The 26,148-nt window shown below is 63.0% G+C and carries 24 protein-coding genes; 7 read left to right on the forward strand and 17 right to left on the reverse strand.

Annotation, left to right across the window (positions count from 1 at the left end; all coding sequences use genetic code 11):
• Positions 1-196: 196 nt before the first annotated feature.
• The 7 genes from QN085_RS17450 to QN085_RS17480 form a co-directional block, all read right to left on the reverse strand.
• Positions 197-1,249: an AI-2E family transporter gene (locus QN085_RS17450; protein ID WP_023661208.1), complete on the reverse strand. Its 1,053-nt coding sequence runs from the start codon at positions 1,247-1,249 to the stop codon at positions 197-199.
• 12 nt (positions 1,250-1,261) lie between these two features.
• Positions 1,262-2,056, reverse strand: a complete 795-nt coding sequence (locus tag QN085_RS17455; RefSeq protein WP_023661209.1) for a DUF4892 domain-containing protein — start codon at positions 2,054-2,056, stop codon at positions 1,262-1,264.
• Between the two features lie 109 nt (positions 2,057-2,165).
• Positions 2,166-3,020 (reverse strand): alpha/beta hydrolase, encoded by an 855-nt coding sequence (locus QN085_RS17460; protein WP_041505760.1) that lies wholly within the window; start codon positions 3,018-3,020, stop codon positions 2,166-2,168.
• Complete coding sequence (locus QN085_RS17465; RefSeq protein ID WP_038409998.1) at positions 3,017-3,805, reverse strand: alpha/beta fold hydrolase; 789 nt, start codon at positions 3,803-3,805, stop codon at positions 3,017-3,019. Before QN085_RS17465 ends, QN085_RS17460 begins: the two co-directional genes overlap by 4 nt.
• Before the next feature lie 303 nt (positions 3,806-4,108).
• The gene (gene sixA / locus QN085_RS17470; RefSeq protein WP_041505759.1) at positions 4,109-4,567 is read right to left on the reverse strand and encodes a phosphohistidine phosphatase SixA; all 459 of its coding nucleotides are present in this window, start codon (positions 4,565-4,567) and stop codon (positions 4,109-4,111) included.
• Positions 4,564-4,911, reverse strand: coding sequence for a DUF4389 domain-containing protein (locus QN085_RS17475; protein ID WP_285687546.1), 348 nt, complete (start codon positions 4,909-4,911; stop codon positions 4,564-4,566). The genes sixA and QN085_RS17475 overlap by 4 nt, the downstream gene beginning before the upstream one ends.
• 36 nt (positions 4,912-4,947) lie before the next feature.
• The gene (locus QN085_RS17480; RefSeq protein WP_013973425.1) at positions 4,948-5,973 is read right to left on the reverse strand and encodes an NAD(P)H-dependent glycerol-3-phosphate dehydrogenase; all 1,026 of its coding nucleotides are present in this window, start codon (positions 5,971-5,973) and stop codon (positions 4,948-4,950) included.
• A 221-nt stretch (positions 5,974-6,194) separates the two neighbouring features.
• Here QN085_RS17480 and QN085_RS17485 point away from each other — a divergent pair, with 221 nt between their 5' ends.
• The 5 genes from QN085_RS17485 (at position 6,195) to fabB (ending at position 13,115) form a co-directional block, all read left to right on the forward strand.
• Complete coding sequence (locus QN085_RS17485; RefSeq protein WP_176483523.1) at positions 6,195-8,342, forward strand: TonB-dependent receptor plug domain-containing protein; 2,148 nt, start codon at positions 6,195-6,197, stop codon at positions 8,340-8,342.
• Positions 8,342-9,232, forward strand: a complete 891-nt coding sequence (locus QN085_RS17490) for an ABC transporter substrate-binding protein (RefSeq protein ID WP_013973427.1) — start codon at positions 8,342-8,344, stop codon at positions 9,230-9,232. Before QN085_RS17485 ends, QN085_RS17490 begins: the two co-directional genes overlap by 1 nt.
• Complete coding sequence (locus QN085_RS17495) at positions 9,229-11,160, forward strand: ATP-binding protein (RefSeq protein WP_041505758.1); 1,932 nt, start codon at positions 9,229-9,231, stop codon at positions 11,158-11,160. Before QN085_RS17490 ends, QN085_RS17495 begins: the two co-directional genes overlap by 4 nt.
• 207 nt (positions 11,161-11,367) lie before the next feature.
• The gene (fabA, locus tag QN085_RS17500; protein WP_003251509.1) at positions 11,368-11,883 is read left to right on the forward strand and encodes a 3-hydroxyacyl-[acyl-carrier-protein] dehydratase FabA; all 516 of its coding nucleotides are present in this window, start codon (positions 11,368-11,370) and stop codon (positions 11,881-11,883) included.
• 11 nt (positions 11,884-11,894) lie between these two features.
• A complete protein-coding gene (fabB, locus tag QN085_RS17505) occupies positions 11,895-13,115 on the forward strand; it encodes a beta-ketoacyl-ACP synthase I (protein ID WP_013973429.1) in 1,221 nt (406 codons plus the stop codon).
• A gap of 170 nt (positions 13,116-13,285) precedes the next feature.
• On the opposite strand, the gene QN085_RS17510 is transcribed toward fabB, so the two are convergent.
• Positions 13,286-14,287: an amidohydrolase family protein gene (locus QN085_RS17510; protein ID WP_024087416.1), complete on the reverse strand. Its 1,002-nt coding sequence runs from the start codon at positions 14,285-14,287 to the stop codon at positions 13,286-13,288.
• Positions 14,288-14,404: 117 nt separating this feature from the next.
• Between QN085_RS17510 and QN085_RS17515 the strand changes: the two genes are divergently transcribed.
• Positions 14,405-15,268: a pirin family protein gene (locus QN085_RS17515; RefSeq protein ID WP_013973431.1), complete on the forward strand. Its 864-nt coding sequence runs from the start codon at positions 14,405-14,407 to the stop codon at positions 15,266-15,268.
• 111 nt (positions 15,269-15,379) lie between these two features.
• On the opposite strand, the gene QN085_RS17520 is transcribed toward QN085_RS17515, so the two are convergent.
• The 4 genes from QN085_RS17520 to QN085_RS17535 all read right to left on the reverse strand — a co-directional run bounded on the left by QN085_RS17520 (position 15,380) and on the right by QN085_RS17535 (position 19,116).
• Positions 15,380-16,105 (reverse strand): dienelactone hydrolase family protein, encoded by a 726-nt coding sequence (locus tag QN085_RS17520; protein WP_013973432.1) that lies wholly within the window; start codon positions 16,103-16,105, stop codon positions 15,380-15,382.
• Positions 16,106-16,184: 79 nt separating this feature from the next.
• The gene (htpG, locus tag QN085_RS17525) at positions 16,185-18,089 is read right to left on the reverse strand and encodes a molecular chaperone HtpG (RefSeq protein WP_023661535.1); all 1,905 of its coding nucleotides are present in this window, start codon (positions 18,087-18,089) and stop codon (positions 16,185-16,187) included.
• Positions 18,090-18,160: 71 nt separating this feature from the next.
• Positions 18,161-18,643, reverse strand: a complete 483-nt coding sequence (locus QN085_RS17530; protein ID WP_013973434.1) for a PaaI family thioesterase — start codon at positions 18,641-18,643, stop codon at positions 18,161-18,163.
• Entirely contained in the window at positions 18,640-19,116 is a 477-nt protein-coding gene (locus QN085_RS17535; RefSeq protein ID WP_013973435.1) for a PaaI family thioesterase, read from the reverse strand. The genes QN085_RS17530 and QN085_RS17535 overlap by 4 nt, the downstream gene beginning before the upstream one ends.
• Positions 19,117-19,270: 154 nt before the next feature.
• Here QN085_RS17535 and QN085_RS17540 point away from each other — a divergent pair, with 154 nt between their 5' ends.
• Positions 19,271-19,555, forward strand: a complete 285-nt coding sequence (locus QN085_RS17540; RefSeq protein WP_023661534.1) for a hypothetical protein — start codon at positions 19,271-19,273, stop codon at positions 19,553-19,555.
• A gap of 68 nt (positions 19,556-19,623) precedes the next feature.
• On the opposite strand, the gene QN085_RS17545 is transcribed toward QN085_RS17540, so the two are convergent.
• The 5 genes from QN085_RS17545 to lpdA all read right to left on the reverse strand — a co-directional run bounded on the left by QN085_RS17545 (position 19,624) and on the right by lpdA (position 26,138).
• The gene (locus QN085_RS17545; protein WP_013973437.1) at positions 19,624-20,373 is read right to left on the reverse strand and encodes a DUF599 domain-containing protein; all 750 of its coding nucleotides are present in this window, start codon (positions 20,371-20,373) and stop codon (positions 19,624-19,626) included.
• Positions 20,374-20,684: 311 nt separating this feature from the next.
• The gene (brnQ, locus tag QN085_RS17550; RefSeq protein WP_004375997.1) at positions 20,685-21,998 is read right to left on the reverse strand and encodes a branched-chain amino acid transport system II carrier protein; all 1,314 of its coding nucleotides are present in this window, start codon (positions 21,996-21,998) and stop codon (positions 20,685-20,687) included.
• Between the two features lie 480 nt (positions 21,999-22,478).
• Entirely contained in the window at positions 22,479-23,363 is an 885-nt protein-coding gene (gene sucD, locus QN085_RS17555; RefSeq protein WP_004376004.1) for a succinate--CoA ligase subunit alpha, read from the reverse strand.
• Positions 23,363-24,529: an ADP-forming succinate--CoA ligase subunit beta gene (sucC, locus tag QN085_RS17560; RefSeq protein WP_003254205.1), complete on the reverse strand. Its 1,167-nt coding sequence runs from the start codon at positions 24,527-24,529 to the stop codon at positions 23,363-23,365. The genes sucD and sucC overlap by 1 nt, the downstream gene beginning before the upstream one ends.
• Before the next feature lie 172 nt (positions 24,530-24,701).
• Entirely contained in the window at positions 24,702-26,138 is a 1,437-nt protein-coding gene (gene lpdA / locus QN085_RS17565; RefSeq protein ID WP_013973439.1) for a dihydrolipoyl dehydrogenase, read from the reverse strand.
• Positions 26,139-26,148: the final 10 nt, after the last annotated feature.

Genomic DNA, 26,148 nt, shown 5'->3' on the forward strand with positions numbered 1-26,148 from the left:
TTGTCCGAGCGAGGGGCGTAAAGGGGCGAGACTGGGAGGTGGGGATGGCGATAAAGAAGGCGTAAAGATCGGGAATTGAGGTTGCCTGAACCGGCCTCTTCGCGGGTAAACCCGCTCCTACAGGGACCGCACCGCTCTCCCGGGCTGTGGAGATCCTTGTGGGAGCGGGTTCACCCGCGAAGAGGCCAGTACAGGTTTACTGCTGAGGCGGCTGCGGGACGGCGTTGCGGCTCCAGTCCAGCAGCAGGCTGTAGCCGACCGCCAGCAAGGTCGGCCCGATGAACAGGCCAATGAAGCCAAAGGCGATCAGGCCGCCGAACACGCCCAGAAGCACGATCACCAACGGCAGGTTGCCGCCACGGCTGATCAGGTACGGTTTGAGTACGTTGTCCACGCCACTGATGATGAAGGTGCCCCAGGCTCCCAGGAACACCGCCATGCCGTATTCGCCTTTCCATACCAGCCAGCCGGTGGCCGGAATCCATGCCAGTGGCGGGCCCATGGGGATCAGGCTGAGCATGAAGGTCACCAGGCCCAGCACAATGGCCCCGGGCACACCGGCAATCAGGAAGCCGATCAATGCAAGCACGCCCTGCGCGGCGGCTGTACCGATCACCCCGTTGACCACCCGCTGCACCGTACCGGCCACCAGTTCCAGGTAGTACTCGGCACGGTCGCCCATCAGGCGGTGCAGCAAGCGCAGGACGAACGCCGACAAGCGCGGGCCATCGCGGTAGAAGAAGAACACGAATACCAGGCTGAGGGTCAGCTCCAGCACGCCGCTGCCGATCTGCGCGCTGCGCGCCAGCAACCAGTTGCCCACCTGCCCCAGGTGCGGCTTGACCGAGGCCAGCAAGGCCGCGCCCTGCTGGTCCAGCGATTGCCACCAGCTGACTAGGCGCTCGCCAACCAACGGGATGCCACCCAGCCACGCCGGAGCATCGGGCAGGCCGTCCACCTGCACGTCACGCACGAACGCCGTCGCATCGCGAATGTGGTCGGCCAGGTTGAACCCCAGCCACACCAGCGGCAGCGCCACGATCAGGATCCAGGCAGTGGTCAGCAGGCTGGCCGCCAGGGTTTCGCGCCCGCCCAGCGCACGCGTCAGCAGGCGCATCAACGGCCAGCTGGAAAAGGCCAGGATGGCCCCCCACAACAGCGCAGAAATGAAAGGTGCCATTACCCACAGGCCGGCACCCAGCAGCGCCAGCAGCAGAATCTGGACCAGCAAGCGGTCATTGTTAGCCATGGTGGTGCCCGTTCAACGGATCAGTTCAAGGTGCAGGCCGTCGGTAGGCGCGCTACCGACTTCGAGGCGGCCATTGCGCACCCCCGCCTTGACCAGCGCCTCGCGCCAGGCTTCAGCCTGGGCCCCACTGAGGCTGGCACGCAGGGTGCTGTCGAGGTTCAGGCTACGGGCCAGCAGGTTCGCCCAGGCGTCTTGCGGCGCGGCCAGATCAGGGTAGTCGAGCTTGCCGGTGTCGCGCATTTCGCGCAGCACCGTGGCGGCGGTCGGCAGCAGTTCGCCCAGCGGGCTGCCGGCGACGAACTCTTCCACGTGCAGGTAGGCGCGGCGGTTGCCGCGGGTGACACTGTACAGCGCGACCAGGGTGTCGGCCTGCTCCGCCGAGCGGCGCAGCAGGATGAACGCCTGCTGCTCGTCGCCGCCGTTGAGGCGGGCATTGCCGAACACATCATTGGCCCACAGGCTGGCCTCGCCGCAATCGCGCCCCTGGCACCAGAACAGCGGGTAGCCGCCGTCGCGCTGCAGTGCTTCGCGAGCGCTGGTGAAGGCTTCGCGAGCAGTACGCTCGACCGGCAGTTCGTAGGTTACCGAGCTGACCTGGCCACGGCTTTCGACCTTGTCCTCGACCCGCAGGCGGCCGCTGATCTTGCGCAGCGGGCCCATGGGGTAGACGCGCTCCTGCTCCACGGCAGGGCGCTGGTCGACCACCTTGGCGTCCACCGGTACCGGCAGGCTGCCGGCCCACAAAACGGGGCTGGCGAACACCAGGCAGGCAGCGAAGGCATTACGGATGGCAACAGGCGCGCTCATTGGCGAACCAGACGGCGCTCAGCGCCGAGATGAAGCTCCAGGATGTCTGGCAGTTGCATGGTTGTCTCCCTGTTCAACCCGCCAAGCCTCGACACTTGTCCGATGCAAGTCAAGCAAAGCCAAAGAAGCGATTGAAACAGTCTGCGACAAGGGCCGCGCCCTGCTCATCGTTCAGGTGCAGGTGATGGCCACCGGGCAGCGTCACCTGCTCAAAGGGTAGCTGCTCCAGCAACCCGGTGTGGCGCGCCAGCATGCCGTCGGCGGCCACGACCAGGCGCGTCGGGCAACTCACCCGGTGCACATAGGCCATGGCCTGGGCCTCGCTCAGGCGCACTGGCGAAGGCAGAGTCAGGCGGCTGTCGCTGCGCCAGCTGTAACCGCCGGGCACCGGCATCAGGCCGCGCTGGGCCAGCAGCTCGGCCGCCTCACGGCTGACCGCGACCATGCCTTTCATGCGTGCCTGCACGCCCTGCTCCAGTGTGGTGTATACCGACTTGCGCTTGCCATCCAGGCGCAACTGGGCCTGCAGTGCCATGCCCAGCCTCTCCCCGGCGTCCTGCTCGGCGCCGGTCGGCGGAATGACCCCGTCGATCAGGGCCAGATGGCTTACCCGCTCCGGCAACGCGCCAGCCAGCTGCACCGAAATGATTGCCCCCAGCGAATGGCCCAGCAGGGCGAAACGTTGCCAACCCAGCTGCTCGGCCACCCGCAGCACGTCATGGGCGTAGTCGGCCAGGGCATAGCCGGCGCCGAGCGGCCGGTGCTCGGAGTAACCATGCCCGGCCAGGTCCAGGGCGACGATGCGCAGGCCTTTCAGCTGCGGCGCCAGGCGGGCGAAGCTGTTGGCGTTGTCCAGCCAGCCATGCAGGGCGATTACCGGCAGCCCATCCTCGGGGCCGAACAGGTGCGCCGCCAGTTCGATATGACCCAGGCTCAGGCGGATCTCCTCGACCTGCGCGCTCATGCCTGGCTCCAGCGGTCGAACAGGCCCTTGATCAGGCTGGCGGTGTCGGTTGGTCGCTCAAGCGGGAACATGTGCCCACCCGGCACGCTGTGGTATTCGCCTCTGGGCATGCCACGCACGGCCAGCGTGTGGTGGCGGCGAATGACGTTGCTGCGCTCGCCGCGGACCATGGCCAGCGGCACCTGCAACTGCCGCGCGGGCGCAGGGCTGGTATGCGGGATGCTGCGGTAGATGCTGATTTCCGTGGCCGGGTCGAAGCGCAACTGCAGCCCCTGCTCCATCGCCTGCAGGCCGTGCTCTATGTAGGCATCGAGGCAGTCGGGGTCGAAATGGCGGAACAGTGACTTGCCGGCGAAATAGTCCCGGGCACTGTCGCGGTCATTGAAGGTTTCGCGGCGCCCCAGAGTGCGGCCAGCCGGGGTGATACGGTCAATGAAGCCGAAGCGCTTGGCGGTGCGCAGCAGCCACTGGTCGGCGCGGGTGAGCACCGGAGAGTCGAGCATGACCACGCCGCGGTAATACTCGGGGCAGCGCAAGGCTGCGTGCAGGTGCAACACCCCGCCCAGCGAATGGCCGACGCCCCATACCGGCTGGCCCTGCCGGGCCAGGTGGTGCAGCAGTTCATCGACCAGGCTCTGCCAGTTGTCGTCCACCGGAAAGCGCGGATCGTGGCCGTGCTGGGCCAGGTGCTGCACTTGGTAGTCCGGTGCCAGGGCGGCGAACAGCTTGCCGTAGGTGGCCGAGGGGAAACCGTTGGCATGGGCGAAGAAGATCTGCTGCGACATGGCGCCGGGTCCGGATGGGGGATGATGGCCCATTGTCGGTATCGCGGTGCAGTTCGGCAACGTCCGGAAAGGTCATCGGCGAGGGCTATCAGGTCAGGCTTGCGGGAGATCGCCCAGCCCTTTGGGCTGCGCTGTCGCGTAGATAACTGAGTTCGCAAGCAATCCGCAAACACTGTGGGAGCGGCTTTAGCCGCGAAGAATCCAACACGGTGCATGGCACCGGCTGCGCCGGTGTTCGCGGCTGAAGCCGCTCCCACAGCTCAAGGCGGGGGCGGTACCTGTCCGCGCAGCGGCCCCGGGGTTTCAGGCCGGCGAGTTGATCGCCCGAAGGGCCATCAACCCAGCCAGCGGCCAGTCCCCTTCCAGCTCCGCCAGGCTTGCAGTGCTCATGCCGGCCGGTTGCTGCTGGTGGCCATGCTGCAACGCCCCGACCAGGGTACCCACCAGCGGCTGGTGGCTGACCAGCAGCACATGTTCCAGGCCCAGGCGCTCGATTTCGCCGATAACCTGCTGCACATCACTGTCAGGCGTCAGCCAGGGCACGGTGCGCACCGGTTCGGCGAAGCCCAGGGTGTCATGCACCAGGGCAGCCGTTTGCTGGGCGCGTACGTAAGGGCTGGCGATGATCGCCTGCAGCGGCTGGCCCAGCAGGCGGGCGGCGCTATGCAGCACCTGTTCGCGACCATGGGCGGTCAGCCGGCGCTCGGCATCGCTGTTGGCCCGCGGCTCCGCTTCGCCGTGGCGCAGAACCCACAGCTTCACAGCTTGGGCTCCTCGTCACGCACCGGGTGCGGGGCCGGGGCCACCGCATGCGGCGCCTCGCCTTCCGGGGCACGCGGTGCCGGCCAGTCGGCGAACGGCCAGGGCTTCTGGTCGCTGTGGAAGCTGCCGAAGCGGCCGATCTGCGCCAGGTACTGGCTCAGGCTGTCGCCGAAGTTCATCAGGCTGGCGCTGGGGGCGCCGTACACCAGGCGGTAGATCAGTTGTACCAGCACCAGGCCACCGAGCAACAGCTCGGCCAGCTGCCAGACCACCAGGAACACCAGCATCCACAGGGGCCGCAGGATGATCGACTCGCGCTGGGCGCGTTCGGGCGTATCGTTCATGTGTTGCTCCTTGCTGTTGTCAGAGCCGCTCGAGGCTCAGTTGAAACCGCTGATGGAAATGAAATCGACATCGGTCTTCGGCTCGGCACGCATCAGGTGCTCGATCACCTGGTTCAGCGTGCGGCCTTCGAACAGGATGGCATGCAGGCCAGCCACCAGCGGCATGTACACCTGCACTTCCTGCGCCTTGGCCTTGAGCACCTTGAGGGTGTTGACGCCTTCGGCCACTTCGCCCAGGCGGCTGACCGCCTGCTCCAGGCTCAGGCCCTGGCCCAGCGCGTGGCCGACCTGATAGTTGCGGCTCTTTGGCGAGGAGCAGGTGACGATCAGGTCACCGACACCGGCCAGGCCGAGGAAAGTCATGGGGTTGGCACCCTGGCTGACGGCGAACCGGGTCATCTCGGCCAGGGCGCGGGTAATCAGCATGCTCTTGGTGTTCTCGCCCATGCCCAGGGCCACCGCCATGCCAGCGATGATGGCGTAGACGTTCTTCAGCGCCCCGCCCAGCTCGACACCAAAGCGGTCGGCACTGGCGTAGACGCGGAAGGTACGCCCGTGCAGCACGGCCTGCACCTGCTGGCACAGTTTTTCGTCCTCGCTGGCGACCACCGTGGCGGTCAGCGCATGTTCGGCGATTTCACGGGCCAGGTTGGGGCCGGACAGCACGCCGATTCGCGCCTCAGGGGCGATTTCCTCGAGGATCTGGCTCATCAGCTTGAAGCTTTGCGCTTCGATGCCCTTGGTCAGGCTGACCAGGCCCTTGCCGCGCAGCAACTCAGCATGCGGAGCCAGCACGCTACGCAAGGCGCTCGATGGCAGGGCGACGAAAATCAGCTCGCTGGCCTGCAGTGTGGCGAGCAGGTCGCTGACCGGCTCGACGCCGTCGTGCAGGCGGATGCCCTTGAGGTAGCGCGGATTCTCGCGATTGACGCGCATGGCCTCAGCCTGTTCCGGGTCGCGCATCCATTGGCGCACCGGCACACCGTTTTCTGCCAGCAGGTTCGCCACGGCGGTGCCGAAGCTGCCGCCTCCCAGAACTGCAACAGGTTGCTGTTCAGTCATATCCAATCCGTTAAAGCCAAAAGTTAAGTGGCGACCCAGCCATTATACGGCTCGCCTGCTACAGAACCAGTGTCAGTACTGGCCTCTTCGCGGGTAAACCCGCTCCCACAGGTACAACGAAGCCTTCAGCAGCGGTGCGTTCCGTGTGGGAGCGGGTTTACCCGCGAAAGGGCCATCACGGGTAATGCAGATCACTGGCAAATACGCCACGGTCAGTTACCATGCCTGTTTCAATCCTGATACAAGGCCGCTTTGTGTTCCCTGGCACGCCCTCGTACCCGCGCCTGCTCATACTGACTGCCCTGCTCGGCGGCCCGGCCGTGGCCGATGACCTGTTCATCGACAACACGGACCTGCCGCAGGTTCTGACTGCAACGCGCCTGAAACAATCCCCCGCCGCAGTCCCGGGCAGCATGACCGTGCTCGACAGCGAGCTGATTCGCGCCAGCGGTGCCCGCGACATCCCCGAGCTGCTGCGCCTGGTGCCGGGCATGATGGTGGGCTACAACGCCGGCAACCAACCCACGGTCAACTACCATGGCAGCAACGTCAACGATGCCCGGCGCATGCAGGTGCTGATCGATGGCCGTTCGGTGTACCGCGCCGGCCTGGCCACGGTGGACTGGAGCGACATCCCCCTGGCCATGGAGGATATCGAGCGCATCGAGGTGTTCCGAGGCCCCAACACGGTCAGCTACGGCGCCAACGCGCTGATGGCAGTGGTCAACATCCTTACCCGCAACCCTGCCGACAGCCATGGCACGCGGCTGAAGATGACCCGCGGCCAGGACGGCATCAATGATTTCTACGCCAGCCACGGCTTCGGCTGGGATGGCGGCGACATGCGCCTGTCGCTGTCAGGCCAGCAGGACGATGGCTTCGACGAGAACCAGTTCGGCCAGGATTACCGCGACAGCCGCCGATTGACCCGCTTCAATATCAACGCCAGCCACAGCCTGGCACACGACCAGACCCTGGAATGGCAACTTGCTGCGAAGGAAGGCAGCAACCAGCGGCCTTATACCTACCAGCCGGTGTTCGCCAAATACGAAGCCGGTAACAACGCTGACGTCAGTGCCAAGGACTACGCCGGCTCATTGCGCTGGACCAAGGACTTCAGTTCTGAGCACAGCCTGTATATCCAAGGCTCTGCCCAACATTTCGACCGTCAGCAGGTGTGGCGTGCCTGTGACGCTTTGCAGTCGTTCAGCCCGGAATTGACCCAGCTCTGGCAAATGAACCCCGATTTCGCCGAAAAAGTGGCGCGCGGCATTGCTACCGGCGCACCACTTTCGACCAACGATCCCGTCATGAGAGGGCTTCTGGAGAAGGTCCAGCAGCAATGGGCGAACGGTGGCAAGCAGCAGGTTTGCGGCGACGTCGACCAGAGCACCCGCGAAACCCGCTATGACCTGGAAATCCAGGACACCCTGAGCCTGACCGACAGCCTGCGCCTGCTCAGCGGCATGAACTACCGCTATGATCGTGCCGACTCGCAGACCTACTTCAATGGCAGCATCGACGACCAGACCTGGCGCCTGTTCGGCCAACTGGAGTGGCGCGCCGACGAACACTGGATCCTGCAGGGTGGTGCCATGTTCGAGGACTCGCGCCTGTCCGGCAGCTCGCTGACCCCACGCGTGGCGGTCAACTACCTGATCACCCCGCGCCATGGCCTGCGTGCAGTGTATTCCGAGGCAGTGCGCTCGCCAGACATGTTCGAGAACAACGTCAACTGGAGCTACACGGTCAAGAACCTGACCCCCAACGCCTTTGGCCTGCAAAACGGCGAATACTTCGTCAAGACCCGCGGCCCGGGCGACCTCGACCAGGAACGCATGCGCTCGCGCGAACTCGGCTACAACGGCTACTTCAGCGACATCGACCTGAACATGGATGTGAAGCTGTTCTATGACGAGATCACCGGCATGATCAGCGAGCCCCTGAAGAACAACCAATACATCGCCAGCAATGCCAACAAGGCCCGTTTCAGCGGCAGCGAGGCGCAACTGGACTGGCGCCCGACCCTGCGCGACCGCCTGCGGGTGACCTACGCCTACGTGGATGCATGGGCCAGCAACCCCGCCGACCGCCGCCTCAGCGCGCGCAACAGCGGCTCGGCCGGATGGATGCGCGAGTGGGGTGCCGGTTGGTCGAGCGCGCTGTTCTATTACGGCGACGATGCGCTCAACCAGTACCGCTACGAGCGCCTGGACCTGCGCCTGGCCAAGCGTTTCCGGGTGCATGGCAGCAACCTGGAGCTGGCGGCGCTGTGGCAACAGCGCCTGGACGATGAGCCGACCACCGCAATCCAGAACCGCTACGACAGCCGCCACCGCCTGAGCGTCAGCGCGGAGCTGGAGTTCTGATGGCCCTGCTGCTGCGCCTGTTGCTGTTGTGCCTGTGGCCGATGGGGCCGCTGTTCGCCAGCGAAATCCTGTTGGTAGGCGCGGAAGACCAGCCTGGCATTCGCAGTTTCGTCGCCGCGCTGGAAAGCCGCCGGCCGCACGACCATGTACATTTCCAGACCACCGACGACCTGCCACGTCCGGGCAAGCTCAAGGCTGACCAGCGCCTGATCCTGCTGGACAACGCCGCACTGGAATGGCGCCTCGCGGAAACTGCCGGCCCGCCGGCCCTGGCCATGAGGGTCAGCCGGGTACAGGCTGAACAGCGCCTGGGAAAGTCGCGGCCCGCGTTCCTCACGCTGCTGTGGAGCGATCCGCCGCTGGGCCGGCAGTTGCGCCTGGCGCGCTACCTGCTGCCGCAGGCCCAGCGCATTGGTGTGCTGTACGGTGAGCACAGCAGCTTTCTGCTCGAAGAGCTGCGCCACGCCGCCCGCGCGCTGGACCTGGAGATCATTGCCCAGGACTGGCCCGACCCGCGCGACAGCCGCCCTTTGCAACACTTGTTGGCCAACAGTGACGTGCTGCTGGGCCTGGACGATGCCGACCTGTACAACTCCAAGACTGCGAAAAACCTGCTGTTGAGCAGCTATGGCCGGCAGATGGCGCTGATCGGCCCGAACGCCGGGTTCGTCCGCGCCGGCGCCCTGGCCAGCACTTTCAGCGACCAGGACGATTGGCTGGCGGTGCTCGACCAGTTGCTCGACCAGCCACCGGCGCGCTGGCCACGCAGCCTGTACCCGGTACGCTTCGGCGTCAGCGGCAACCAGCAGGTGGCGCGCGCCCTGGGCCTTGAACCGATCGATCCGAACGCCGCCGCCAAGGCCCTGGCCGAAGGAGAACCCACCCCATGAGCAAGCGCCTGAGCTGGGACATCCACACCCGCACCCAGATCATCAGCCTCGGCCCTGCCCTGCTGCTGACCTTGCTGCTGATCAGCTTCTTCACCTTCGTGCGTATCCAGGACCTGCGCCAGGAACTGAACCACACTGGGCAACTGATCGCCAACCAGCTGGCGCCAGCCTCGGAATACGGGGTGATCTCGGGCAACAACGAAGTGCTCGAGGGCCTGATGCGCGCCACGCTCAGCATCCCCCACGTGCGCTTCCTCGAGGTGCAGGACAGCCGCAACCACATACTGGTCTATGTGGAGCAGTCCGACGAAAGCGCCAACCGCGCGCAGCGCGTCGAAGTGTTCCAGGCGCCCATCCGCCTGCAGCAGATCCGTCTGGACAGCGACTTCCTGCAACAGGGCAAAGCCACCACCCCGGCCATCGGCGACGATTACCTGGGCCGGGTCATCGTCGGCATGTCCGATGACGCCTTCAGCCAGCGCCAGCAGGAAATCGTGATCAAGGCCGGCATCCTCGCGCTGTTCGCCCTGCTGTTCACCTTCCTGCTGGCGCGCCGCCTGGCCCTGAGCCTGGCCAAGCCGATCAGCGACATGGGCCATGCGGTCAAGGCCATCCAGCAGGGCGAGTACCACACCCTGTTGCCGGTGGTCGATGACAGCGAACTGGGCCATCTGGCACGCCACATCAATAACCTGGCCCATGCCCTGGCGCAGGCCAGCAATGAACAGAAGCAGGCAATTGCCGAGCTTATCCAGGCCCGCGAGGAGGCCGAACAGGCCAACCGCGCCAAATCGGATTTCCTCGCGATGATGAGCCACGAGCTGCGCACGCCGATGAATGGCGTGCTGGGCATGCTGCAGTTGCTGGAAACCACGCAGTTGAACAGCGAGCAGGCCGAGTACACCGCGGTGGCCAGCGAATCCACCGGGCACCTGCTCAAGGTCATCAACGACATCCTCGACTTCTCGCGCATCGAACGCGCCGCGCTGCAACTGGAACACATCGACTTCAACCTTGGCGAACTGATCACCAGCAGCGTCCAGTCGTTCCAGCACAGCGCCCAACAGCGCGGCCTTGCCCTACACCTGCAAATGCCGGCGGGTATCGAGCAGCTGCAGGTGAACGGCGACCCCACGCGCATCCGCCAGATCCTGCTGAACCTGGTCGGCAACGCGCTGAAATTCACCGAACGCGGCCAGGTTCAGGTCGAGGCGCGCTGGCAGGTGCTGGACCGCCAACTGATCTGGCTGACCTGCAGTGTGCGCGACACCGGTATCGGCATCGACAACGAACGCCTGGAAATGATGTTTGTCGCCTTCCAGCAGGCCGACAGCTCGATTTCCCGCCGCTATGGCGGCACCGGGCTGGGGCTGTCGATCGCCCGCACCCTGGCCGAACGCATGGGCGGCAAGCTGCGTGGCGAAAGCCGTGAAGGCCTGGGCTCGACCTTCACCTTGGAGATGCCTCTGGCCCTGGCCAGCCCTGCTCCGCTCTCGCTGACGCAGCCAAGCGCTGCGCCACCGGCGGTGGCCGACAATGATCAGGTGCTGCTGGTAGAGGACAATCCGGTCAACCAAAGTGTCATCGAAGCCATGCTGCGTAGCCTGGGGCTGGCGGTATGCACGGCCGAGGACGGCCTGGAGGCGGTCGAACGGGTCAGCCGGCAGCGTTTTGCCGCCGTGCTGATGGACTGCCGCCTGCCGCACCTGGACGGCTATGAAGCCACCCGGCGTATCCGCCAGCTGCCCAACGGCGCCAGGCTACCGATCATCGCCCTGACCGCCAACGCCTTGCAGGGCGACCGCGAGCGTTGCATGGCGGCCGGCATGGACGACTACCTGAGCAAACCCTTGCGCCGCACCGAACTGCAGCGTGTGCTGCAGCGCTGGCTACCCGGTCAGACAACCGCGACTGGCGATAAATGCTAAAGTGCGGCAGTCTTAAACACTGGACAGGACCTTCATCGGACCTGAAAATAGACGTTTCAGTGCACACCTGTACTTCTTTCACCGGGTGCACTGTGACTTTCACCACAACGCAATAGTCTACCTGTAGGCTGCCGCCCCGAACGCGATGCGTATCGGGCCGGCCGGGAAGATTCATCCCCTGCCGCAGGGGGTTATTGAGGAGCTCGCATGACCAAACAACACGCCTTTACTCGGGAAGACCTGCTGCGCTGCAGTCGCGGTGAGCTGTTCGGCCCAGGTAATGCGCAACTGCCCGCGCCGAACATGCTGATGGTCGATCGCATCACCCATATCAGCGAAGAAGGCGGCAAGTACGGCAAAGGTGAATTGGTCGCCGAGCTGGATATCAATCCGGACCTGTGGTTCTTCGCCTGCCACTTCGAAGGCGACCCGGTAATGCCGGGCTGCCTGGGCCTCGATGCCATGTGGCAGCTGGTAGGTTTCTTCCTCGGCTGGCAGGGCCTGCCAGGCCGCGGGCGCGCCCTAGGTTCGGGCGAGGTGAAGTTCTTCGGCCAGGTACTGCCGGAAGCCAAGAAAGTCACTTACAACATTCACATCAAGCGCGTCCTGAAGGGCAAGCTGAACATGGCCATCGCCGATGGCTCGGTCAGCGTCGACGGCCGCGAGATCTACACTGCCGAAGGCCTGCGGGTCGGCGTGTTCACCTCCACTGACAATTTCTAAGGGTTATTCGCATGCGCCGCGTCGTTATCACTGGTCTGGGCATCGTATCGTGCCTGGGCAATGACAAAGCTACCGTCACCGAAAACCTGCGCAACAGCCGTCCGGGTATCCGTTACAACCCGGAATACAAGGAAATGGGGCTGCGTAGCCAGGTTTCCGGGTCCATCGACCTCAACCTCGAAGAACTGATCGACCGCAAGGTCTACCGCTTCGTCGGCCACGCTGCTGCCTACGCCTACCTGGCGATGCAGGATGCGATCAAGGACGCCGGCCTGACCGAAGAGCAGGTTTCCAACCCGCGTACCGGCCTGGTGGCGGGCTCCGGCGGCGCCTCGACCCTGAACCAGATGGAAGCGCTGGACACCCTGCGTGAGAAAGGCGTCAAGCGCGTCGGCCCATACCGCGTTACCCGCACCATGGGCAGCACCGTTTCGGCGTGCCTGGCTACCCCGTTCAAGATCAAGGGTATCAACTACTCGATCTCCTCGGCCTGCGCCACTTCGGCACACTGCATCGGCACCGCGCTGGAGCAGATCCAGTGGGGCAAGCAGGACATCGTCTTCGCCGGTGGCGGTGAAGAAGAGCACTGGAGCCAGTCGTTCCTGTTCGATGCCATGGGCGCTCTGTCGACCAAGCGCAACGAAACCCCGGAACAGGCCTCGCGCGCCTACGACGCCGACCGTGATGGCTTCGTCATCGCTGGCGGTGGCGGCATGGTGGTGGTCGAGGAGCTGGAACACGCCCTGGCCCGTGGCGCCAAGATCTACGCGGAAATCGTCGGCTACGGCGCCACTTCCGACGGCTACGACATGGTTGCCCCGAGCGGCGAAGGTGCTATCCGCTGCATGCAGCAGGCGCTGTCGACCGTCGACACTCCGATCGATTACCTGAACACCCACGGCACCTCGACCCCGGTCGGTGACGTTGCCGAGATCAAGGGCGTTCGCGCCGTGTTCGGCGACAAGGCACCGAAAATCAGCTCGACCAAGAGCCTTTCGGGCCACTCGCTGGGCGCTGCCGGCGTACACGAGGCGATCTACTGCCTGCTGATGATGGAAAACAACTTCATCGCCGGCTCCGCCAACATCGACGAGCTTGACCCGGAGGTCGCCGACCTGCCGATCCTGCGCAAGACCGAAGAAAACGCCAAGATCGACACGGTCATGAGCAACAGCTTCGGCTTCGGCGGCACCAACGCCACCCTGGTGCTCAAGCGCTGGGAAGGCAAGTAAGACGCTGCTGCGGTAAACGAAAACGCCCCGACTGGTTCGGGGCGTTTTCATTTGTATTGCCTGTACCGGCCTCTTCGCGGGCGCGCCCGCTCCCACAGGCACAGCACCGGTTTCAAGAGCAGCGCGGCCCCTGTGGGTTTACCCGCGAAAGGGCCGGCACAGGCGAAATACTATTGCTTGGGCAACACATCCAGAAAATTCTCCCTGGCCACCTTGTTGGCAACTTGTTCCGGCAATGCATCCAGAAACGGCCTGAACCCGTGCATCTGCTCCCCAAGGCTACCAAACCGCCCCACCACATCCGAACCCAGCATGAACCGTTCCGGGAACCTCTCGACCAGTGCCAGCCACTCCTTGCGCGGTACACCCTGGCCATCCAGCAGATAGGGTTTCAGCACGCTCCACGACAAATCGACATACAGGTTCGGGTAATCCTCCAGCAACCGCGTCAGCACCGGCAGCAGAAAGTCCATTTGCGTCTGGTGCCGGTGAATCTCCATGCTGCTGCCGGCGTGCGCCCAGATGAACCGCGTGTGCGGGTGATTGCGCAGCGGCTGTTCGATCTCCGCCAGGTACAGCGGGTTACGCTCGCGCTTGGAGGTGATGTTGGAATGCAGCAGCACCGGCAGGTCGCGCTCGGCCGCCAGGTGGTAGATACGCGCCATGGCTTCGTTGTTGGCGCGCGGCGTGTCACCGCTGGTGAGAGCAGTCAGGTCATCGTGGCGGGTGAACACCTCGCCAATGCCCTGCCACAGCCCCGGATGCAGATCGAGCATGCGCTCGATATGGCTGGCGGCGTTCTTGTCCACCGGATTGAAGCCGGCCAGGAACGGATGAAAGCGCTTGCGCTGCTCGTCGGGCAGTTGCTGTAGCGCCGCCGCCACGTAGGTATCGGTAGCGCTGTACCAGTAGGCTTCGGCGTCATCCCCAGCGTAATAGCGTGGGCGCTTGGGCTCGTCTTCATGCCACTTCTTGGCCACCGGCACGCCGGAAATCATCGACTGCTCGATACCGGCGGCATCCATGGCCTTGATCAGCGCAGGCATGCCTTCGCTTTCCTGGAAGAAGTCGACGTAGTGCAGGTGGGCATCACTGTAGCGGTAGTCGCGTGCCTGCGCCGCTTGGCACAGCCAGGTGGATAACAGCACGCAGGCCAACGCTCTCACGATCATGACGAAGCTTCCTTTTCCGGGTATCAGATCTCTAGACCGGCCGGCCTGCGAGACGGTTCAGCCGGGGCGGGCAAACCGCTATGCTTGGGGCATTTCCACCTTGCCTGGAGCCTTCCCATGAGCAGCCCCCTGGTCATCCGCCCACGTGCCGAATCGGTCGAGGGCCAGCCGATCCTGCGCCCGCTGCCATCAGCCCAGTGTCGCAGCGTCGGCCCGTTCGTGTTTTTCGACCACATGCTCGAAACCGACTATGCCCCGGGGCATGGCATGGACATCCGCCAGCACCCGCATATCGGCCTGTCGACCCTTACCTACCTGTTCGAAGGGGCAATCCTGCACAAGGACAGCCTCGGCTCGGCGCAGCGGGTGCTGCCGGGCGACGTCAGCTGGATGACCGCAGGCAGCGGCGTGGCCCATGTCGAGCGCACGCCTGAAGATGCCCTGGCCCATGGCTCACGCCTGCACGGGCTGCAGGTATGGCTGGCGTCGCCACGCGAGCATGAACAAGGCCCGGCAAGCTACAGCCACCACCCGGCGGCGAGCCTGCCGGTCAGCGACAGCCTGGGGGTACGCATCTGCATGATCGCTGGCAGCGGGTTCTGCCTGGAATCGCCGGTGCCAGTGCTCTCCCCTACCCTGTACGCGCATGTACAGATGCAACCGGCAACCACGCTACTGGTGCCGAACGAGCATGCGCAGCGGGCGCTGTACCTGCTTGATGGTGAGCTGGTGATGAACGATGAGGATGTGGAACCCTGCAGCCTGGTGGTCCTGCCCGAGGGTGAAGAGGTGACGCTGTATGCGGAGGGTGAGTGCCAGCTGGTGCTGATTGGTGGCGCACCACTGGATGGGCCGCGGCGGATGAACTGGAACTTTGTCGCCAGTGATGTGGAGCTGATCGAACAGGCCCGGGCCAAGTGGGCTGCGGGGGATTGGCCGGTGGTGCCAGGGGAAACCTCGCGAATCGAGTTGCCTAGGTGAAAGGGGGGCGTTTTTGCGACCCATTCGCGGGTAAACCCGCTCCCACAGACAGCGCAGTACCTGTGGGAGCGGTTTACCCGCGAATGGGCTGCAAAGCAGCCCCGTGCAATCTCAGCGCTGGAAAACTTCGGTCAGCAGGTTATGCATCGCCCGGAACGCCCGCTCCGAGGTACGCCGGTCATACTGCATCTTGCCCGGCACGTTGGCGCTCGGGTCGGTAAACGAGTGCACCGCGCCGCCATAGCTCAGCAATTGCCAGTCAACCTTGGCCGCGTTCATCTCCTCCTCGAACGCCGGCAACTGCTCCTTCGGCACCAGTGGATCGGAAGCGCCGTGCAGCACCAGCACCGAGCCCTTGATGCGCTTGGCATCTTCCGGATTCGGCGTGTCCAGCGTGCCATGGAACGACACCGCCGCACGCAAATCGGCGCCAGTACGAGCCAGCTCCAGTGCACAGCAGCCACCAAAGCAGAAACCAAACGTGCCGACCTTGCCCGGTTCCAGCAGCGCCTTCGACTGCCCCAACAGTTGCGCCAGGGCTTCCTGCATGCGCTTGCGCAGCTCGCCACGATCGTTCTTCAACGGCATCATCGCCGCGCCGGCCTCGTCCGCGTTGGACGGACGCACCGATTGCCCGTACAGGTCGGCAATCAGCACCACATAACCTTTCTCGGCCACTTCCTTGGCGATGCGCTCGGCACCTTCGCCGATACCCATCCAGTTCGGCGCCATCACCAGACCTGGCCGCCCCAGCGCGCCCGGCTCGTATACCAGGCGGCTTTCATACGCCTTGCCGGACAGGTGATAGACCAGCGATTCGACGATTACTTTGCTCATCAAGCACTCCTTTGGCACTCGTCATCAATATGCTCGCCATGAAAAAAGCCCGCCGAAGCGGGCTTTCCTATGCATCAACTCAAGCAGACAGTTCGACCAGCAGCTTGTTCAGGCGACGAACGTAAGCCGCCGGGTCCTTCAAGCTGTCACCGGCCGCCAGGGCCGCCTGATCGAACAGGATGTGCGACAGCTCGGCGAAGCGGTCTTCGCTCTGCTCGTTGTCCAGCTTCTCGATCAGCGGGTGGGTCGGGTTGAACTCGAAGATCGGCTTGGACTCCGGCACCTTCTGCCCGCTGGCTTCGAGGATCTGGCGCATCTGCAGACCCAGGTCCTGTTCACCGATGGCAAGGATCGCCGGCGAGTCGGTCAGGCGGTGCGACACGCGCACTTCGGCCACGCTGTCACCCAGCGCGCCCTTCAGGCGCTCGACCAGGCCTTCCTTGTCCTTGGCGACTTCTTCCTGGGCCTTCTTGTCTTCTTCCGAGTCCAGCTTGCCCAGGTCCAGGTCGCCACGGGCGACGTCGACAAAGGCCTTGCCGTCGAACTCGTTCAGGTAGCTCATCAGCCACTCGTCGATACGGTCGGTCAGCAGCAGCACTTCGATGCCTTTCTTGCGGAAGACTTCCAGGTGCGGGCTGTTCTTGACCTGCGCGTACGACTCGCCGGTGAGGTAGTAGATCTTGTCCTGGCCTTCCTTGACGCGAGCCAGGTAGTCCGCCAGGGCGACGCTCTGCTCGCCGCTGTCGTCCTGGGTGGAAGCGAAGCGCAGCAGGCCGGCGATCTTTTCCTTGTTGGCGAAGTCTTCGGCCGGGCCTTCCTTCAGCACCTGACCGAAGTTCTTCCAGAAGCCCTTGTACTGCTCGGGCTCGTTCTTCGCCAGCTTCTCCAGCATGTCCAGCACGCGCTTGGTCAGCGCGGTCTTCATCGAGTCGATGATCGGGTCTTTCTGCAGGATTTCACGCGACACGTTCAGCGACAGGTCGTTGGAGTCGACCACACCCTTGATGAAGCGCAGGTACAGCGGCAGGAACGATTCGGCCTGGTCCATGATGAACACGCGCTGCACGTACAGCTTCAGGCCGCGTGGCGCTTCGCGCTGGTACAGGTCGAACGGCGCGCGGGCCGGCACGTACAGCAGCGAGTTGTATTCGAGCTTGCCTTCTACCTTGTTGTGGCTCCAGGCCAGCGGGTTTTCGAAGTCATGGCCGATGTGCTTGTAGAACTCCTGGTATTCCTCGTCCTTGATTTCGGTACGCGGACGGGTCCACAGGGCGCTGGCACGGTTGACGGTTTCCCACTCTTCGGCCGGCTGCTCTTCGCCTTCGGCGGTAGCTTGCTCTTTCAGCAGCTGGATCGGCATGGCGATGTGGTCGGAGTACTTCTTGACCACGTTGCGCAGGCGCCAGCCATCGGCGAACTCCTGCTCGCCCTTCTTCAGGTGCAGGACGATGCGGGTGCCGCGCTGTGGCTTGTCGATGGTGGCGACTTCGAACTCACCTTCGCCCTTCGACGACCAGTGCACGCCTTCAGCGGCCGGCTGGCCGGCACGGCGGCTGTACACGTCGACCTTGTCGGCAACGATGAACGCGGAGTAGAAGCCCACACCGAACTGACCGATCAGGTGCGAGTCCTTCTTCTGGTCACCGGTGAGGTTCTTCATGAAGTCGGCAGTGCCGGACTTGGCGATGGTACCCAGGTGGGCGATGACGTCTTCGCGGCTCATGCCGATGCCGTTGTCCTCGAGGGTCACGGTACCGGCGTCCTTGTCGAAGCTCAGGCGAATCTTCAGGTCGGCGTCGCCTTCGAACAGCTCTGGCTTGGCCAGGGCCTCGAAACGCAGCTTGTCGGCGGCGTCGGAGGCGTTGGAGATCAATTCACGCAGGAAGATCTCCTTGTTCGAATACAGGGAATGGATCATGAGGTGCAGCAGCTGCTTTACCTCGGTCTGGAAGCCCAGCGTTTCTTTTTGAGTCTCCACACTCATGGTCTTCAAAACTCCGATCTGATGGCAGTTGACGCCTGGCGGCCAGGTTGGCCAGCGTTTAGCGGCGGATGTCATGCAGATGGGGGCTGCCCGGATGATTTCAAGGGCTTTTCCGGTTCGATCTTGAAATGGGCCCGAGCCGTGGCGATCGGCGACTGCCTGTCCCCCTGCCAGGCGGTGATGGCCACATTGGTCACCCGCCGGCCCTGGCGCCAAAGCTGGCATTGGGCGTAGGTATCGCGAAAGTGCCCGGCGCGCAGGTAATCGATGGAAAAGTCGATGATCTTCGGAATGCTTGCGCTCTCGCTGAAGATCAGCAGGTACAGCGCTGCCGACAGTTCCATGAAGCCCGCGATCACCCCACCATGGATGGCCGGCAGCAGCGGGTTGCCGATGTTGTCCTGGTTGGCCGGCAGGCGGAACAGCAGGTCATCGCCCTCACGCTCGCATTCAATGCCGATCAAGCCGGCATAGGGGATCAGCGCCAGCAAGGGCCGATAGTCTCCCACCGCGTGGGCAGCGTTGAGCTGTTGGCGAACCTCGTACGGAATCATGCCCCGCCCTCCTTCAGGCTGTTGCCGAAGCGGAGGCCACCCTTGATTTCCTGGCCCAGGCGCATGAACGTGCCCACCACCTGGCAGATAGGCTGGGCGGGGTCATCCTGATAGGCCGTGCCACGGGTGAAGATCACATCGCGGGTGACTCGGTAGCATTGGGCATGGCCGTAGATGTCCTTGCCGGCCTCGGCCGGGTGCATGTAGTCGATGCGCAGGTCCAGTGTCGGGCACACCTCGAAGCGCGGCAGCACGCACAGCGTGGCCATGCCGCAGGTGGTGTCCATCAACGTGGTCAGCGCGCCGCCATGCACGGCGCCGGTCTGCGGGTTGCCGACGATGGCCGCAGACCATGGCAGCACCAAGGTCATGCCATCGGCATTGGTTTGCGCCACACGCATTTGCAACAACTGACAATGTTTCAGGGCCGAGAGAAAGCGCTCGGCCATGGCCATCAAGGTTGAATCGCTCATTGGCTGTTTCCCTGCGCATTGCCGCATCGGCATAAAATCGTTAAAAAGTCTATATAGAACGGGGCGTTATATATGTGTAATCTTCGCGGAACTTATTCCGCATAGTTGCACTCGAAGGAACAAGTCACTTATTTCACCAAGGAGAAACACCCCCATGCGTAAACCTTTTGCTTTTGCTCTGATGCTGGCTGCTGCCATGGGCCTGGCTGCTTGCGATAAAGCGAGCGAAGACAAAGCCCAGGACGCACAGCAACACGCCGAGCAAGCCCAGGAAAAAGCGGGCGAAGCTCAGGATAAGATGAACGAGGCTGCCAAGGAAAACGCCGAAGCCGCCAAAGATCAGGCCGAAGCCGAGCAGAAGGCCGCCGAAGAAGCCGCTCCGGCTACTCCGGCTCCGGAAGCCGCTCCTGCTGCTCCAGCCGAACCTGCCAAGCAGTAATCGGCTAAAACAAAAAAACCCGACATTGTCGGGTTTTTTTTGTGCCTGAAACTTAAGGGTTAAACGTTTCAGGTTCCTGGTGCGGTGTTTTCCCTGGCAGGTTCGATCGAAATACTTTCGGTAGGTGTGAACACCATCACATCCAATACATCCGAATGGAACTCGCGGCGGTACAGAATCAGCACTACTCCGACACTCATGACCATGAATAACCATGGGCTGATGAACCAGCTCAACATGGCCATGCCGAAGTAATAGGAACGCAGGCCCAGGTTGAACTGGTTGGCGGCAAGCGACAGCACCCGCGCCGCCCGCGAGGCGAATGCCTTGCGTTCAAGCTCATTGACCAGCCGTTCACCGATCATCGGCGCCGAACCCACCAGCACTGCCGCGAAGTTGTATTGGCGCATGCACCAGCTGAAGGTGAAAAAGGCATAGACAAAAACCATGGCCAGGCACAGCAGCTTGATCTCCGACATGCCCTGGGAGGTCTGCTGTACCAGCGGCAGGTCGGCCAGCAGCGACAGCGCCCGGTCGGAAGCCCCGAGCACGGTAAGGATACCGGCGAGGATGATCAGGGTGCTGGAGGCGAAGAACGAGGCGTTGCGCTCGAGGTTGCCGATCACGCTGGCATCGGCAATGCGGTTGTCGCGCAGCAGCATGCGGCGCATCCAGTCTTCGCGATACAGGTGCAGCACGCTGGCCAGGCACGCGGTGTCGCGGCCCTTCCAGATGGCATAGCGGGTGTAACCGCCCCAGCACAGGGCGAACCAGATGATGGCCAAAAGGTTGTTGAAGTTGCTTTGGATGAAGTTCATGCACGGTTCCCGGGAGGGCCAGATACCTGAAGGATAGGGACCGGATTTCGACGCTGGCAAGCGGCAAAAGGCACACATCCATCCTGACATTTGCACTGCTCATCCCGGCCTCTTCGCGGGCACGCCCGCTCCCACAGGTACAGCGCCAATTCTGAGGTTTGCGCTTGACCTGTGGGAGCGGGCGTGCCCGCGAAGAGGCCGGTACAAGCAAACAAAAAGCCCCGCATCCTTTCGGATACGGGGCTCTTGAGTTTCCACCCTTGGCGAGCACCCTTCGGCTTGTGGCCGGTGCCGCCCTCAGGCTTCGACTATCAGGCCAGCGCTTCGCGCGGCTTGCCGAGCATGCGGTCGCAGGCCACGGCACCAACTAGGGTCACCACCGAAGGCACCAGCCAGGCCAGGCCCTGGTCGCTCAGCGGCAGGTGAGCCATGAAGTCCGGCAGCACGTGGGCAATGCTGCTGCCCTTGATCGCGTCGACCATGCCGAACAGCAGCGATACCAGCATCACTGGTGCCAGGATGCGGGTTGGCGAGTTCCACAGGTCCTTCACGAAGCTGAGCCCGACCACCACGATGCACGGCGGGTAGATCGCGGTGAGCACCGGGATCGAGAACATGATCAGCTTGGTCAAGCCGAGGTTGGAGATCAGCAGCGAGAAGCCCGCCAGGATCACCACCAGTGCGCGGTACGACAGCGGCAGCATCTGGCTGAAGTACTCGGCGCAGGCACAGGTCAGGCCAACGGCGGTCACCAGGCAGGCCAGCGCGATCAGCACGGCGAGGAAACCGCTCCCCAGGGAACCGAAGGTGTGCTGCACATAGGCATGCAGTACCGCCGCACCGTTGGTAGCGTCAGCCGCGATCTCGTGGCTGGTTGCACCCAGTCGGAACAGGCTGATGTACACCAGGGCCAGACCGACACCGGCGATCAGGCCGGCGATGATGGCATAGCGGGTGATCAGTTTCGGCGACTCGACACCGCGCGAGCGGATGGCGTTGACGATGACGATACCGAACACCAGGGCACCCAGGGTGTCCATGGTCAGGTAACCATCGGAGAAGCCCTTGGAGAACGCTGCGGCGGCATAGGCCGGCTGCGCTTCACCAATGGTACCGGCAGGCAGCGCGAAGGCGGCGATGCCCAGCACCGCAAGGGCGATGATCTTCAACGGTGCCAGGAAGCGGCCCACGGTGTCGAGCAGCTTGCCCGGGTACATGGACACGGCCAGTACCACGAGAAAATACACCAGGCTGTAGATGAACAACGCCAGGGGGCTTTCACCGGTCAGCGGCGCAACACCCACTTCGAACGATACGGTCGCGGTGCGCGGGGTGGCGAACAGCGGGCCGACCGACAGGTAGCACACGGCCGCCAGCAGGCCACCGAAGAACTTGCCGATCGGGCTGCTCAGGGCATCCATGCCGCCGCCGACCTTGGCCAGGGCGACCACGGTGATGACCGGCAGGCCTACGGCGGTAACCAGGAAGCCAAGGGCCGCCATCCATACGTGCGGGCCAGACTGCAGACCGACGATAGGCGGGAAGATGATGTTGCCAGCGCCCACGAAAAGCGCAAACGTCATAAAGCCAAGCGCCAGGATATCCTGGCCTTTGAGAACTTTCATTTAAGGTAGTACCACACTGCTGAAATCGGGATTCGAGAGGGGATTTCCCTTTGGATGAGGGGAAATGCTGCCCGGCTTGATAGGCCAGACCCGTTTAGCGTGTCGTTCCCTTTTGGGGTACGGGCACAGAGTGAGCGCGTAATGTAACTGTTTTGTCAGTCAAACGCACTGGCACAGTACTGCTTGTCCGATGTGCGTACATGTTTGTCGTCTGTGCGACCGAGGACAGCGAGAATTATCCTCGAATTGAAACATTCGTCTGCGTGAAAATTCCTATCAAAGCCATCGAAAAATCCATGTTGCCTGTACCGGCCTCTTCGCGGGCTTGCCCGCTCCCACAGGGGATCACCACAGCCCCGGAAAGTGGAGATCTCATGTGGGGGCGGGCAAGCCCGCGAAGAGGCCGGCACAGGAATTCCCCCCAGAAACGACAAAGGCCACCCGAAGGTGGCCTCTGTGCGCGTGGGGGGTATAGCAGTATTACTTCTTGACTTCCCAGCCAGTCAGCTCGGCCAGGGCCTTGCCGATGTCAGCCAGGGAACGCACGGTCTTCACACCAGCGTCCTGCAGAGCGGCGAACTTCTCGTCCGCAGTGCCCTTGCCGCCGGAGATGATGGCGCCAGCGTGACCCATGCGCTTGCCCGCAGGTGCGGTAACACCAGCGATGTAGGAAACGACAGGCTTGGTGACGTTGGCCTTGATGTAGGCCGCAGCTTCTTCTTCAGCCGAACCGCCGATCTCGCCGATCATGACGATCGCTTCGGTCTTCGGGTCTTCCTGGAACAGCTTCAGTATGTCGATGAAGTTGGAGCCCGGGATCGGGTCACCGCCGATGCCGACGCAGGTCGACTGGCCGAAGCCGGCGTCGGTGGTCTGCTTCACAGCTTCGTAGGTCAGGGTGCCGGAACGCGAAACGATACCGACCTTGCCTGGCAGGTGGATGTGGCCTGGCATGATGCCGATCTTGCACTCGCCCGGGGTGATGACACCTGGGCAGTTAGGGCCGATCAGGGTCACGCCCAGCTCGTCGCACTTGACCTTGGCATCCAGCATGTCCAGGGTAGGAATGCCTTCGGTGATGCACACGATCAGCTTGATGCCGCCGAAGGCAGCTTCCAGGATCGAGTCCTTGCAGAAAGGAGCCGGAACGTAGATCACCGAAGCATCAGCGCCGGTAGCTTCCACAGCTTCTTTCACAGTGTTGAACACTGGCAGGCCCAGGTGGGTGGTGCCACCCTTGCCTGGGGTTACGCCGCCGACCATCTTGGTGCCGTAGGCGATGGCCTGTTCGGAGTGGAAAGTACCCTGCGAGCCGGTGAAGCCCTGGCAGATGACTTTGGTGTCTTTATTGATCAGGACGCTCATTACTTGCCCTCCGCAGCTTTGACAACTTGTTGAGCAGCGTCGGTCAGGCTGGTTGCCGCAATGATGTTCAAACCGCTTTCTGCCAGTACTTTAGCGCCCAGTTCGGCGTTGTTGCCTTCAAGGCGAACGACAACCGGAACTTTCACGCCGACTTCTTTCACTGCACCGATGATGCCTTCGGCAATCATGTCGCAGCGAACGATGCCGCCGAAGATGTTGACCAGAACGGCCGCGACATTGCTGTCGGACAGAATGATCTTGAACGCTTCGGTAACGCGCTCTTTGGTAGCACCACCACCAACGTCGAGGAAGTTGGCCGGTTTGCCGCCGTGCAGGTTGACGATGTCCATGGTACCCATGGCCAGGCCGGCACCGTTGACCATGCAGCCGATGTTGCCTTCGAGGGCAACGTAGTTCAGTTCGAACTTGGCAGCGTGGGCTTCACGGGCGTCGTCCTGCGACGGGTCGTGGAAGGTTTTCAGCTTAGGCTGACGGTACATGGCGTTGGCGTCGATGTTGATCTTGGCATCGAGGCAGTGCAGGTCGCCGTCGGCCTTGATCACCAGCGGGTTCACTTCCAGCAGGGCCAGGTCGTGATCCTTGAACAGCTTGGCCAGACCAACGAAGATCTTGGCGAACTGTTGAACTTGCTTGCCTTCCAGGCCCAGCTGGAACGCCAGCTCGCGACCCTGGAACGGCTGAGCGCCGACCAGCGGGTCGATGGTGGCCTTGAGGATCTTCTCAGGCGTTTCGTGAGCGACTTTCTCGATGTCCACGCCACCTTCGGTGGAAGCCATGAACACGATACGGCGGCTCGAACGATCGACTACAGCGCCCAGATACAGCTCTTTGGCGATGTCAGTGCAGGATTCGACCAGAATCTTGGAGACGGGTTGACCGTTGGCATCGGTCTGGTAGGTAACCAGATTCTTGCCCAACCACTGTGCAGCGAACGCCTTGGCGTCTTCTTTGCTGCGAACCAGCTTGACGCCGCCCGCCTTACCGCGACCACCCGCGTGAACCTGGGCTTTTACCACCCACTCGTTCCCGCCGATCTTGTCGCAGGCTTCTGCAGCTTGCTCAGGGGTATCGACAGCGAAACCCTTGGAAACTGGCAGGCCGTACTCAGCGAACAGCTGCTTACCCTGATACTCGTGAAGATTCATGCTTTTTACCGTCTTCGTTAGGTACTGCGCTTCGGCGCTGCGCCATCACTGGCGCCGCACCACCTGTGACCGTTGACCCCGGGTTTTCCCGTGTGATCCGGTCCGGCGGACTTTCCGCGGTGAGTCATGCACGCAAGACTCACGACGGGCAGCCCGCCGTGGTTTCTTATAATTAACGCTTCTTACGGTTGGCCACGTGAATGGCGCCGCCATTCACTGCCAGCGCTGCTTCATGCAACGCTTCGGACAGGGTCGGATGGCTGAAGACCATCATGCCCAGATCCTCGGCACTGGTGCCGAATTCCATTGCGATTGCGCCCTGCTGCACCAGTTCGGCAGCCGATGGGCCAATCACGTGCACACCCAGGACGCGGTCGGTCTTGGCATCGGCGATGACCTTGACGAAACCACCGGTGTCGTTGGCAGCCATCGCACGGCCGCTGGCCGCGAACGGGAAGGTGCCCACGTTAACCTCAACGCCCTCGGCCTTCAAGGCCTGTTCGGTCTTGCCGACCCACGCGATTTCCGGGTGGGTGTAGATGACCGACGGAATCAGGTCGTAGTTCATCTGGGCCTTGTGGCCCTTGATGCGCTCGACCACCATGATGCCCTCTTCCGAAGCCTTGTGGGCCAGCATCATGCCGCGCACCACGTCACCGATGGCGTACACGCCAGGCACGCTGGTAGCGCAGTAGTCGTCGACGAAGATGTAGCCACGCTCATCGATGGTCACACCGCTGTCGGCAGCCAGCAGGTCGGTGGTCACCGGGCGACGGCCGACCGCGACGATCAGCTTGTCGAAGGTGATCTTCTGCTCGCCGTTGGCGTCGGTGTAGGTCACTTCGACTTCGTTGCCGTTGACTTTCGAGCCGGTGACGCGCGCACCCAGCTTGATGTCCAGGCCTTGCTTGGTCAGGGTCTTCTGGGCTTCTTTCGACACGGCGGTGTCGGCAGCCATCAGGAAGGTGTCCAGGGCTTCCAGGACGGTGACTTCAGCACCCAGGCGAGCCCATACCGAGCCCAGCTCCAGGCCGATCACGCCAGCACCGATAACGCCCAGGCGCTTCGGCACGGCCTGGAATTCCAGGGCGCCGGTGGAGTCGACGATGACGTTCTGGTCGACCGGAGCCGGTGGAATGTCGATCGGGCGCGAGCCGGAAGCCAGGATCACGTTCTCGGCTTCGATGACTTCGGTGGTGCCGTCAGCCTTGGTGACTTCGACTTTCTTGCCGGCCAGCAGCTTGCCGTGGCCCTGGATCGAAGTAACGCCGTTGGCCTTGAACAGGGTGGCAACGCCACCGGTCAGGTTCTTGACGATGCCAGCCTTGCGGCCAACCATCGCGGCGACGTCCATCTTCACTTCACCAGTGGAGATACCGTGGACGTTGAAGCTCTCTTTGGCTTCCTTGTACTTCCAGGAGCTGTCCAGCAGCGCCTTGGAAGGAATGCAACCTACGTTCAGGCAGGTGCCGCCCAGGGCCAGCTTGCCCTCGGCGTCGGTGTACTTCTCGATACAGGCAGTCTTCAGACCAAGTTGTGCGGCCTTGATGGCAGCAACATAGCCGCCAGGACCTGCACCAATTACCACTACGTCGAATTTCTGGGTCATAAAAGATTCC

This window comes from Pseudomonas sp. M2(2023), assembly GCF_030263955.1.
Taxonomy (GTDB): Bacteria; Pseudomonadota; Gammaproteobacteria; order Pseudomonadales; family Pseudomonadaceae; genus Aquipseudomonas; species Aquipseudomonas asiatica.

Coding starts and splice junctions, on each gene's coding strand:
- QN085_RS17450 (WP_023661208.1), bottom strand. CDS start 1,249: ATGGCTAACAATGACCGCTTGCTGGTCCAGATTCTGCTGCTGGCGCTG.
- QN085_RS17455 (WP_023661209.1), bottom strand. CDS start 2,056: ATGAGCGCGCCTGTTGCCATCCGTAATGCCTTCGCTGCCTGCCTGGTG.
- QN085_RS17460 (WP_041505760.1), bottom strand. CDS start 3,020: ATGAGCGCGCAGGTCGAGGAGATCCGCCTGAGCCTGGGTCATATCGAA.
- QN085_RS17465 (WP_038409998.1), bottom strand. CDS start 3,805: ATGTCGCAGCAGATCTTCTTCGCCCATGCCAACGGTTTCCCCTCGGCC.
- QN085_RS17475 (WP_285687546.1), bottom strand. CDS start 4,911: ATGAACGATACGCCCGAACGCGCCCAGCGCGAGTCGATCATCCTGCGG.
- QN085_RS17480 (WP_013973425.1), bottom strand. CDS start 5,973: ATGACTGAACAGCAACCTGTTGCAGTTCTGGGAGGCGGCAGCTTCGGC.
- QN085_RS17485 (WP_176483523.1), top strand. CDS start 6,195: ATGCCTGTTTCAATCCTGATACAAGGCCGCTTTGTGTTCCCTGGCACG.
- QN085_RS17490 (WP_013973427.1), top strand. CDS start 8,342: ATGGCCCTGCTGCTGCGCCTGTTGCTGTTGTGCCTGTGGCCGATGGGG.
- QN085_RS17495 (WP_041505758.1), top strand. CDS start 9,229: ATGAGCAAGCGCCTGAGCTGGGACATCCACACCCGCACCCAGATCATC.
- fabA (WP_003251509.1), top strand. CDS start 11,368: ATGACCAAACAACACGCCTTTACTCGGGAAGACCTGCTGCGCTGCAGT.
- fabB (WP_013973429.1), top strand. CDS start 11,895: ATGCGCCGCGTCGTTATCACTGGTCTGGGCATCGTATCGTGCCTGGGC.
- QN085_RS17510 (WP_024087416.1), bottom strand. CDS start 14,287: ATGATCGTGAGAGCGTTGGCCTGCGTGCTGTTATCCACCTGGCTGTGC.
- QN085_RS17515 (WP_013973431.1), top strand. CDS start 14,405: ATGAGCAGCCCCCTGGTCATCCGCCCACGTGCCGAATCGGTCGAGGGC.
- QN085_RS17520 (WP_013973432.1), bottom strand. CDS start 16,105: ATGAGCAAAGTAATCGTCGAATCGCTGGTCTATCACCTGTCCGGCAAG.
- htpG (WP_023661535.1), bottom strand. CDS start 18,089: ATGAGTGTGGAGACTCAAAAAGAAACGCTGGGCTTCCAGACCGAGGTA.
- QN085_RS17530 (WP_013973434.1), bottom strand. CDS start 18,643: ATGATTCCGTACGAGGTTCGCCAACAGCTCAACGCTGCCCACGCGGTG.
- QN085_RS17535 (WP_013973435.1), bottom strand. CDS start 19,116: ATGAGCGATTCAACCTTGATGGCCATGGCCGAGCGCTTTCTCTCGGCC.
- QN085_RS17540 (WP_023661534.1), top strand. CDS start 19,271: ATGCGTAAACCTTTTGCTTTTGCTCTGATGCTGGCTGCTGCCATGGGC.
- QN085_RS17545 (WP_013973437.1), bottom strand. CDS start 20,373: ATGAACTTCATCCAAAGCAACTTCAACAACCTTTTGGCCATCATCTGG.
- brnQ (WP_004375997.1), bottom strand. CDS start 21,998: ATGAAAGTTCTCAAAGGCCAGGATATCCTGGCGCTTGGCTTTATGACG.
- sucD (WP_004376004.1), bottom strand. CDS start 23,363: ATGAGCGTCCTGATCAATAAAGACACCAAAGTCATCTGCCAGGGCTTC.
- sucC (WP_003254205.1), bottom strand. CDS start 24,529: ATGAATCTTCACGAGTATCAGGGTAAGCAGCTGTTCGCTGAGTACGGC.
- lpdA (WP_013973439.1), bottom strand. CDS start 26,138: ATGACCCAGAAATTCGACGTAGTGGTAATTGGTGCAGGTCCTGGCGGC.